The organism is Sulfitobacter aquimarinus (assembly GCF_040149565.1).
Lineage (GTDB): Bacteria > Pseudomonadota > Alphaproteobacteria > Rhodobacterales > Rhodobacteraceae > Sulfitobacter > Sulfitobacter aquimarinus.
In genome coordinates this window covers 171,664-181,991 of the sequence record NZ_JBEFLO010000008.1, presented here as the reverse complement: position 1 = coordinate 181,991, position 10,328 = coordinate 171,664, and the positions used below count along the sequence as shown (strand labels likewise).

Sequence of the window (10,328 nt, the reverse complement as noted above, 5' to 3'; positions counted from 1 at the left end):
TCATTAAAAATGGGGGGATTACCGGGCCAATTGACTTCAGTGAGGTTGGCTTTTTCCAGTCACTCAAATCGCCTAAAGCGTCATCTATGATTTCTTTCATCAAGATTTCTTTTTCGTCTGCCGCGCTCATGTCTGCTTCCTCATTTCGTCAATGTACCCAGCCCACCAATCTGCCAACCTTACCCGTTCTTCCCAATGTTCACCGCGTGCATATGCTCGACGAACCTCATTCTTCTCCACATGGGGCTAGGGCGCGTTCAATGGCGTCAGCGTGCCAAAGCCCGCTTTCATTGGCCAAGGTTGAAAAGCTGGCTCGGAACCCGTGCGCGGTCATCTCGTCGCCGGAGTAACCCATACGCCGGAGTGCAGCATTGAGGGTGTTTTCAGACATAGGACGTTTCCATGTCCGCAATGATGGGAAGAGGTACTCGCCGTTGCCGTTCATTTTGCGCAACTCATCAAGCAAGGCAATCGCTTGATCGGGCAGAGGGACAAGATGATCACGCCGCATCTTCACCTTTTCGGCGGGAATGGCCCAAATTTTGTTAGCAAAGTCGAACTCGGCCCACTTTGCATTACGGATCTCTCCGGGGCGCTGGGCGAGGATTGCCAGCAATTGAAGCCCGATCCTCGTTGTGGGTTGGCCGTCGAAATATTCGATTTCGCGCATCAGTTGGCCCAGCGCCTTGGGGGCAGTGATGGCGGCGCGGTGGACACGGGTAGGGCGGATTAGGGCATCGCGCAGCGCATATGTGGGGTCTGAATCGGTAAGGCCACTTGCTACTGCATATCGAAAAACGGAACCAATACGGGCGCGAAGGCGTTGAGCGGTCTCATAATTGCCCTTGGCTTCAACTTTTTTTAACGTCTTTAGGATCAACGTGGGGCTAATCTGCGCGATTGGACGCCGTCCGAAGTCACTATTCGCTAGTTTTAAATGATACTTTGTTTTGTCTAGCGTGGCTTTGGACCTACCTTCTTTACGTTGTTTTTCAAGAAATAGGCTTCCGACTCGTTCAAAGGTATGAGCGGCTTCTTCTTGCTTGATCCGTCTTTCTGATTGCTTTGCCTCACTCGGGTCGATTCCCGCCGCGACTGTGGCCCGCGCATCTTCCTTGGCCTTGCGCGCCTGAGCTAAGGTTACTTCTGGATAAACGCCAATGGAAAGCAGTCGTTCCTTACCAAACATACGGTATTTAAATTGCCAGAGCCGTGAACCATTGGCTTTTACCAAGACAAACAACCCTTCGAAGTCAATAACTTTATAGGGTTTATCACGAGGTTTTAGGTTCCGAACTTGTATATCGGACAAAGGCATCGTTGGGGGTATCACTTTTCCAGTTAAATCCCGATACCCCCAACGCCCCCCCCCAAACTGGGGGTATCGTACCGGATGCAGTTAGATGGCATCGGACAATGAAACATCGTAAGCCCTATATAACAAAGGGCTTATCGGATGTCTTCGGATAAATCTGGATGATGAAATGGTGCCCCCACACGGACTCGAACCGCGGACCTATTGATTACAAATCAATTGCTCTACCAGCTGAGCTATAGGGGCACTGGGCGGTTCACTAATCCCATTTTCGACATCGCGCAAGAGGGATTTATGATCCTTTTGCAGGTTTTATCTGTCTGATACACAGACAGCCAACAGAAAACAAAAATATGAGCATGACACTATGAAATTGGTCCTACATGCAGGTGTGCATTTTACCGAAGAAGATCGGTTGATGAAGTGCCTGCTGCGCAACGCGGATGATTTTGCCAAACATGGAACGGTGGTGCCGGGTCATACGCGCTATCGCGGGATTCTGCGCGAGACGTTGAATGCGATGGTCAGTGCGCCGCCCTCTGAAATGGCGCGTGATGTGTTGATGGATGCGATCCTCGACGACACAAAGGCGAGCCGCGTGATTCTGTCGGACGCCAACTTCTTCCGCACGCCCAAGACCGCGTTCCAGCAAGGGATATTCTATCCCGCCGCGCCCGTCCGCATGATGCGGATGGCGCAGGTTTTTGAGCAGGACGAGGTCGAGATATTTATCGGGCTGCGCAATCCTGCGACTTTGCTGCCCATCCTTTATGCCAAATCCGATGCAAAAGACGCGGCCGCGTTCTGGGGCGGGCGCGATCCGCGTGATGTGCTGTGGTCCGATACGATCAACCTGCTGCGCGAGGCGGTGCCCGATGTGCCGATCACCATCTGGTGCAACGAGGATACGCCGCTTATCTGGGCGCATATCATCCGCCAAATGGCGGGGTTGGAGGATTCGGACAAGATCATCGGGGGGTTTGATCTGCTCAGCTCGATCATGAGCGCGGAGGGCATGAAACGGTTTCGCGCCTACCTCAGGGATCATCCAGTGATGACCGAACATCAAAAGCGCCGCGCGATTGCGGCCTTCCTTGATAAATACGCGGTCGATGACGCCGTAGAGGAGGAGCTGGACATGCCGGGCTGGACCGAAGACCTGGTCGAGGACATGACCCAAACCTATGACGAGGACATCGCCACAATCGCCGCCATGCCAGGCGTGCGGGTGCTGATGGCGTGAATATCCGGCATCGCTGTGATAGGCGCAAAGACCTGCGAAAAGGGACGCGAAGATGAGCGATTTTGAAAAGGCGTCCAAAGGCGCCAAGATGGATTTCGCCAGGGATATGTCCTATGGGGACTACCTTGGCCTTGATCCGATCCTGAACGCGCAACACCCGCTGTCGGACGCCCACGACGAGATGCTGTTTATCGTGCAGCACCAAACCTCCGAGCTTTGGATGCGCTTGGCCCTGCATGAGCTGGAAGCCGCACGCACCGCGATGCAAACAGGTGATATGCCCGCAGCGTTCAAAATGCTGACCCGCGTGGCGCGGATATTCGAGCAACTCAACTCGGCGTGGGACGTGCTGCGCACCATGACGCCCAGCGAATACACCGCCTTTCGGCCCAGCCTTGGCAACTCCAGCGGCTTCCAGTCACACCAGTATCGTCTGGTCGAATTCCTGCTGGGCAACCGCAACGAGGCGCTGATGAAGCTGCACAAACACCGCGCCGAGGCGTTTGCACGGCTGGAGGAGGAGCTGGCCAAGCCAAGCCTCTATCAGGTCGCCGTCAGCCACCTGTGCGCCCGCTTCGACGCCCCCGATCTGGCAGGCGCACCCGGCACAACCGACTGGGCCGCCGTGCCCGAGATCCAGAACCTGTGGCAGCGTGTATACACCGATCCACGCGCCCATTGGGACCTCTATGAGTTGGCGGAAAAACTGGTCGATCTGGAGGATTACTTTCGCCGCTGGCGCTTTAACCACGTCACCACGGTTGAGCGGATCATCGGTTTCAAACGCGGCACGGGCGGCACGGCGGGTGTGTCGTACCTGCGCCGCATGCTCGAGGTCGAGCTTTTTCCCGAATTATGGAATGTCAGAGGAGCGCTGTAAGTGGCCAATATCCTGAAAAAAGACGCATTTATCCTGCCCGAAGGGGTGATCTATCTGGATGGCAACTCTCTTGGGCCGATGCCCAAGGCGGTGTCGGCGCGGGTGCAGACCATGCTGACGGACGAATGGGGGGAAATGCTCATTCGGGGGTGGAACGGGGCAGGGTGGATGGACCAACCTTCACGCGTGGGCGACAGCGTGGGGCGTATCATTGGCGCGCCTGCGGGGTCGGTTGTGATGGGCGATACGCTCTCGCTCAAGGTGTTTCAGGCGCTGGCCGCGGCGATCAAGATGGTGCCGGACCGCCGCGTGATCCTCAGCGATACGGGCAACTTCCCGTCTGATCTGTATATGGCCGAAGGGCTGGTCGGGTTGTTGGAGCAGGGCTATGAGCTGCGCACCGTGGCCCCCGAAGAGGTGATGGATGCCATAGATGACACGATTGCTGTGGTGATGCTCACGCAGGTGGATTACCGCACAGGGCGGCTGCATGACATGAACACGGTGACATCGGTGGCCCATGCCAACGGGGCCGTGATGCTGTGGGATCTGGCCCATACGGCAGGCGCGATCGAGGTTGATCTGACGGGGTCGAACTGCGAATTCGCCATCGGCTGCACCTATAAATACCTCAACGGCGGGCCGGGCGCGCCTGCGTTCATCTATGTCCGCCCCGATCTGGCCGAGACGATCCAGCCCGCGCTGAGCGGTTGGCTGGGCCACCGCAAACCTTTCGATTTCGACCTGAACTACAAGGCAGGCGCGGGGATCGAGCGGATGCGTGTCGGCACCCCGCCCGTGATCCAGCTTACCGCGCTGGAAGTCGCGATGGAGCTTTGGGCCGATGTGGATATGACCGAATTGCGGGCCGCCTCTATCGCGCTGCAAGAGCAGTTCATCACAGAGATCGAGCGCGACGTGCCACAGCTTACCCTTGCATCCCCGCGTGACAGTGCACAGCGCGGCAGTCAGGTGTCATGGCGCTTCCACGAAGGCTATGCCGCGATGCAGGCGGTGATTGATCGCGGCGTGATCGGCGATTTCCGTGCGCCTGACATCATGCGATTTGGCTTTACGCCGATGTATCTGGATGGCGGGGACGTCAGCGCTGCGGTCAAGATCATCGCGGATGTGATGAACAATGATCTATGGGATGTGGATAAGTATAAGGTGCGCTCGAAAGTGACGTGATTACAGACGGCTATGATGCATTCGTGAGGTAACAGGTTAGCTTTCTGTTCTCGCGGCGCGGGGTATCGCTTCCAACCTTCTGGCGCATCAAAAAGGGGTCCCGTCCACGATGGTCGGGACCCCTTTGGGTTCGCGGATATAGGTATTTATTTGAGGCCGTTACACGGCGATCTTGCCGCCACCTTCTTTGGTGATAACAACCACGGAAGGGCGCGGCGGCATTGCGGGATCAAAGTCGGGCCAGCGGGTTGCGGGGTCCTCAAATGTTGAATTCCGCTCAAACCCTTTCAGGTATTTGGTGCCATCCGTGCCGGGATGCTGGACCGCGACAAACAGCGTTTCCTGATCGTCCGTGAAGTAAGGGCCGCACATTTCGCCGCCGACGGGGCAGCGGAAGAACAGCTTGGACGTGCCGCGTGCAGCACCTTCGGTTTCCACCCCGTACAGCCCGTCGGACTTGCCCGTCTTCCCCCATCTGCTGCCCTGATCGGTCGCGACCCAAAGCCGCCCGTCCGCGTCAATCGCTGCATTGTCGGGCGAGCCGAACCAACCGCTCTGCGAGGTTTCGGGGTTCCAGACCGCGCCCACTTCGGCCACGGACGGGTCGCCGCATTGCACAAGGATGGACCACGTGCCGTGGGTCGCTGCGTGGTCTGCTGCATCCTCTTTGATCTCGATGATGTGGCCAAAGCTGTTTTTGGGCCGCGGGTTGGCCGCGTCAGCAGCATCGGGTTTGCGTCTGGAGTTGTTGGTGAGCATCAGAAAGACCGTGCCATCGCCACGCGGTTGCGCATCTTCGGGGCGGTCCATGGGCGTGGCCCCCAAAAGGTCCGCCGCGAGGCGTGCGTCGATTACCACATCGCCCTGATCGGCAAAGCCGTTTTCCGCCGTCAGCGGCCCCGTGCCATGCACCAGCGGCAGCCAGACCACCGTGCCGTCCGCGTCGAACCGCGCCACATAAAGCGTACCCTCGCTCAGCAATTTGGCGTTGTCCGCGGGGTCATCGCTGATCGTGCCGTCCGAGACGTATTTATACAGATAATCAAAGCGGTTATCGTCACCGGAATAGACCACAAGGCGGCCATCGGCGCTTTGTGTTGTTTCGCACCCTTCGTGGCGGAATCTGCCCAAGGCTGTGTGTTTCACGGGCTGAGCCTCAGGGTTGCGCGGGTCCACCTCGACGATCCAGCCAAAGCGGTTCGGCTCGTTCGGTTCCTTGGCGATGTCAAAGCGGTCGTGGGTGGTGCCCCACGCGTACCACATGCCCGGCACGCCGTAGCGTTTGTGCCGCTTTGCCTCGCGGGGGGGCAGCTCCGATAAGTCTGGGCGGTCATCCCCGTCCTGTCGGGAGGTCCAGAAATAGCCGTGGAAGTTCTCCTCGGCCATCAGATAGGTGCCCCAAGGCGTCATGCCGCCCGCGCAATTGTTCAGGGTGCCGATGATGGTCATGCCCGCAGGATCGGCGTTTGTGCGCAGGCGTGCGTGGCCCGCGGCTGGCCCCGAAACGGTCATCTGCGTGTGCAATGGCGTGATGCGTCGGTTGTATTTGCCATTAGGGTCGACGCGCCACTTGCCCGTCGTCTCCTTTTCGATCTCGACAACCGTGCCGCCATGCGCGGCCATTTCGATGTCGATCAGCTCGGGCGTCATGCCGGAAAACTCTGCGCGGTCCTGACGGCCTAAACCGGGGAACATGACCTCTTCGTTGGTGTATTCGTGATTAACGCAGAGCAAGCCACGCGTGCCTGCCGCGTTCAGCGCGGTAAAGCCCACATAGTCGTTGTTGTAGCCGAATTGCTGAAGCTGTGCCGCTGCCGTCTGGTTCATCACGTCAAAATCTGGCGCCGTGGCCGTGATCGGATCGCCCCAGCGTAACAACACCTCGGCGGTGTAGCCTTCGGCCACGTGGTGGGTGGTGTCATTGCCCCACTCAAGCTCGGTGAACGCATAGCGCGACGCGGCTTGTGCGCGGGCTTGGCGCGGCGCGACCATGGCCGACGTGCCGAAAATTGCTGTGCTTGCCGTGACGGCCAGCGCCCCTGTGAATATATCGCGGCGCGAATAGCGGGCGGCCACGACCTCACCGATGGTGCGGGCAAGGTTGGGGTTGGTGGGGATGTCGTCAAAGGCCTCATAGGCCTCGGCCTTGTTGCCGATTGCGGGATCGTTCAGGATGTCGCGGCGCATCATAAGGCAACCTTTGGTCGTTTGGGGTTGGGTCAGTCTGCAGGCAGCCACATCAAGAGTCGAGGCATATGGGGCTTAGACCGCAAAGCGGTCCAACAGGTCGGGGATGTGTTTTTTGAACTTGAAGAATCCCGCAGTGGCCAGCGGCCATGCCGTGCTGTCAATCTCGCGGCGGACCTCGTCCAGCGGCACGCTGCTGGATTTGCGCAAGCGTTTGAGCGTTGAGCGCACAGGCCCGACAGGGGCGTGGGGCGTGACGATCCTGTCGAGGCGGTTGTCAGCTGCCCATGCGGCGATTGCGTCCGTGTCGGCTACATCAATCAGATCGGGATGCATGTCGCGTGCAAGGGTGCTGCGGAACGCGGCCACCATCGGGGCCATTTGCCACGGGCTTTGCGCGGCTGTGGCGTCCAGATAGGCGATGCTGGCGGGGGGGATGCCCAAGGTCTGCAAAAACGGCGCGCCCAGATCGTCAGAGTGGAGCAGCAGCCCCACGCGGTCCGCAGGCGCGCCTGCGTAGGGGGCAATGTCGGGAATGGGCTGGCGGTCAGGCGGGGGCGCGGCGCTGATCGGGGCGGCGGTCTGCGCCAGCCCTTGCACGCCGACAAAACGCCCATCGGTAAATTTGGCGATGTTGGAGGGATCGGCAAGATAGCTTTTGCCCTGCGTCTGTATCCCCGCCACCCAGCGCCAGCTGAGCGTGTTGACCGCCGCATCGCCATCCAGCAGATGCCGCAAAAAGAAATCCGCCCCCAATTGCCACGGCAGCCCCAGCGTGAATATCCAGATCGAGGCGAACCACATCCGCGCATGGTTGTGCAAATATCCCGTCTGCGCCAGTTCTGCCGCCCAATGATCAAAGGGTTTGATGCCCGTTTGCCCCAGGCAGGCCGCCTCCCACTGCGCGCGCAGCCCGCTTTGGGTCTGCACCTCGTTGTGCAGGCGGTTGAGGTCGTCGCGGTAGCTGGTCCAGACGGCGGGGCGTTGCTCCATCCAGCCTTTCCAATAGGGGCGCCACCAGACCTCCATCAGGAATTTTTCGGCCTCGCGGGCGCTGTGACGGGCCAGCACTGCGCGGCTGACTTCACCCTCGTCCAGCGCCTTCATCCGCAGATAGGGCGACAGGACCGAGACATGGGCATGCGCGCCTGCGCCCAGATCAAAGTTGCGCTTTTGCGCATAGGCCGCACCTGCGTCGGGGTCGAAATCGGCCAGCCGCGCACGGGCAGCGGCAAGGGAGGCGGGAAAGGGCGTGTCATTAACTTTCATCTGCGGCGAGATAGGGCGCGGCCCGCCCCCTTCAACCACGTCAACTGCCCCTTGAAGGTCGGGCGGTGCGAGACTAATCTTGTGGTAACGCTTGATGGGGTATGGTCCCCCTTGGCACGTAATAAAGGCAGAGCACATGCAAGACCCCGTAGAGACGTATATGAACCTTGTTCCCATGGTTGTGGAGCAGACCAGCCGTGGCGAACGCGCCTATGATATTTTCTCGCGCCTGCTGAAGGAACGGATTATCTTTATCAACGGCCCGATCCACAGCGGGATGAGCCATCTGGTCGTCGCCCAGCTGCTGCACCTCGAATCCGAGAATCCTTCCAAAGAAATCAGCATGTACATCAATTCGCCCGGTGGCGAGGTGTCTGCCGGTCTGTCGATCTATGACACCATGCAATACGTGCGGCCAAAGGTCTCGACGTTGATCTGCGGCATGGCGGCCTCGATGGGGTCTGTCATTGCGATCGGCGGCGAAAAGGGAATGCGTTTTGCGCTGCCCAACTCCGAAGTGATGGTGCACCAGCCTTCCGGCGGCTCGCAGGGGAAAGCGTCTGACATGCTGATCTCGGCGCGCCACATCGAAAAAACCCGCGAGCGGATGTACCAGCTTTATGTCAAACATTCCGGGCAGGATTACGAAACGGTGCAAAAAGCAATGGACCGTGACACATGGATGACGCCGCAAGAGGCGAAAGACTGGGGTCACATCGACGAGATCGTCGAGAACCGCGGCAAAGAAGACGACAAAGACGCACCCAAGCCCAAGAAGGGCAAGTAAGTCACAACGTCGCTACGGGCGGTTTATGCGATTGCAGGACCGTCAGGTGTGACTTAGACTTGATTGAAATCATCGGGGGTGTTCGCTGATGCGGGCGCCCCGACCCACGCACTAGACCGAGAAGGGCTCACATGGCCAATTCAACATCCGGCGATAGCAAAAACACCCTGTATTGCAGCTTTTGCGGCAAGAGCCAGCATGAAGTGCGCAAGCTGATCGCGGGACCGACCGTGTTCATCTGCGACGAGTGTGTCGAGCTGTGCATGGATATTATCCGTGAAGAAACAAAGGCTTCTGGCCTGAAGGCGACAGACGGCGTGCCGACGCCCAAAGACATTTGCGAAGTGCTGGATGACTATGTGATCGGGCAGGCAATGGCCAAACGCGTTTTGTCAGTGGCGGTACACAACCACTACAAGCGCCTGAACCATGCGCAAAAAGGCGGCGACATCGAGCTGGCGAAATCCAACATCCTGCTGATGGGCCCCACGGGCTGCGGCAAGACGCTGCTGGCGCAAACGCTGGCGCGCATCCTGGATGTGCCGTTCACCATGGCCGACGCCACGACGCTGACCGAAGCCGGCTATGTCGGTGAAGACGTCGAGAATATTATCCTCAAGCTGCTGCAAGCCTCGGAATACAACGTAGAGCGGGCACAGCGCGGGATCGTCTATATCGACGAAGTAGATAAAATTACGCGCAAATCGGAAAACCCGTCCATCACCCGTGACGTATCGGGCGAGGGCGTGCAGCAGGCGTTGCTGAAGCTGATGGAGGGCACGGTTGCATCCGTCCCACCGCAGGGCGGGCGCAAGCATCCGCAGCAGGAATTCTTGCAAGTGGACACGACCAACATCCTGTTCATCTGCGGCGGTGCCTTTGCTGGGCTGGATAAGATCATCGCGGCGCGGGGCAAAGGCTCGGCCATGGGGTTCGGCGCGGACGTGCGCGATGACGACGCCCGTGGTATCGGTGAGATTTTCACCGATCTTGAGCCCGAGGATCTGCTGAAATTCGGTTTGATCCCCGAATTTGTTGGCCGTTTGCCCGTGTTGGCCACGCTGGAAGATCTGGATGAAGATGCACTTGTCACCATCCTGTCCGAGCCGAAGAACGCATTGGTCAAGCAATACCAGCGCTTGTTCGAACTGGAAGACACGCAACTGACCTTTACCGAAGACGCGCTGAGCGCGATCGCCAAACGTGCGATTGAACGCAAAACAGGCGCACGCGGCCTGCGTTCGATCCTCGAGGACATCCTGCTCGACACGATGTTCGAGCTGCCAGGTATGGACAGCGTCACAGAAGTGGTCGTGAACGAGGAGGCGGTGAACTCAGATGCCAAGCCACTGATGATCCACGCCGAAGCCGACAAAGAGCCAGCGACAGCAGGCTGATCAGGTCGCGTTGATGAGAGAATGTTGAAAAGCAGGCCTGAGAAGGTCTGCTTTTTTAT

The 10,328-nt window shown here is 58.8% G+C and carries 8 protein-coding genes and 1 tRNA gene; 5 read left to right on the top strand and 4 right to left on the bottom strand.

Annotated elements, in window-relative coordinates; all coding sequences use genetic code 11:
• Positions 1-226: 226 nt before the first annotated feature.
• Both ABMC88_RS14945 and ABMC88_RS14940 read right to left on the bottom strand, forming a co-directional pair.
• The gene (locus ABMC88_RS14945; protein WP_349577694.1) at positions 227-1,318 is read right to left on the bottom strand and encodes a tyrosine-type recombinase/integrase; all 1,092 of its coding nucleotides are present in this window, start codon (positions 1,316-1,318) and stop codon (positions 227-229) included.
• A 167-nt stretch (positions 1,319-1,485) separates the two neighbouring features.
• A tRNA-Thr gene (locus tag ABMC88_RS14940) sits at positions 1,486-1,561 on the bottom strand.
• A gap of 121 nt (positions 1,562-1,682) precedes the next feature.
• On the opposite strand from ABMC88_RS14940, the gene ABMC88_RS14935 reads away from it, so the two are divergent.
• Genes ABMC88_RS14935 through kynU form a run of 3 tightly spaced genes read left to right on the top strand, consistent with a single transcriptional unit; the run spans position 1,683 to position 4,629 of the window.
• Positions 1,683-2,558 carry a hypothetical protein gene (locus ABMC88_RS14935; RefSeq protein ID WP_349577693.1) on the top strand — a complete coding sequence of 292 codons (876 nt, stop codon included), beginning with the start codon at positions 1,683-1,685 and terminating at the stop codon, positions 2,556-2,558.
• 52 nt (positions 2,559-2,610) lie between these two features.
• Positions 2,611-3,438 (top strand): tryptophan 2,3-dioxygenase, encoded by an 828-nt coding sequence (locus ABMC88_RS14930; RefSeq protein ID WP_349577692.1) that lies wholly within the window; start codon positions 2,611-2,613, stop codon positions 3,436-3,438.
• Positions 3,439-4,629 carry a kynureninase gene (gene kynU / locus ABMC88_RS14925; RefSeq protein WP_349577691.1) on the top strand — a complete coding sequence of 397 codons (1,191 nt, stop codon included), beginning with the start codon at positions 3,439-3,441 and terminating at the stop codon, positions 4,627-4,629. It begins immediately after the preceding gene.
• 159 nt (positions 4,630-4,788) lie between these two features.
• Here kynU and ABMC88_RS14920 read toward each other — a convergent pair whose 3' ends face one another.
• Positions 4,789-6,819, bottom strand: a complete 2,031-nt coding sequence (locus tag ABMC88_RS14920) for a PhoX family protein (RefSeq protein WP_349577690.1) — start codon at positions 6,817-6,819, stop codon at positions 4,789-4,791.
• A gap of 72 nt (positions 6,820-6,891) precedes the next feature.
• Positions 6,892-8,124, bottom strand: coding sequence for an FAD-binding domain-containing protein (locus ABMC88_RS14915; protein ID WP_349577689.1), 1,233 nt, complete (start codon positions 8,122-8,124; stop codon positions 6,892-6,894).
• Between the two features lie 97 nt (positions 8,125-8,221).
• Between ABMC88_RS14915 and ABMC88_RS14910 the strand changes: the two genes are divergently transcribed.
• Both ABMC88_RS14910 and clpX read left to right on the top strand, forming a co-directional pair.
• Entirely contained in the window at positions 8,222-8,872 is a 651-nt protein-coding gene (locus tag ABMC88_RS14910; protein ID WP_349577688.1) for an ATP-dependent Clp protease proteolytic subunit, read from the top strand.
• Positions 8,873-9,003: 131 nt separating this feature from the next.
• A complete protein-coding gene (gene clpX / locus ABMC88_RS14905) occupies positions 9,004-10,269 on the top strand; it encodes an ATP-dependent Clp protease ATP-binding subunit ClpX (RefSeq protein WP_349577687.1) in 1,266 nt (421 codons plus the stop codon).
• Positions 10,270-10,328 lie beyond the last annotated feature (59 nt).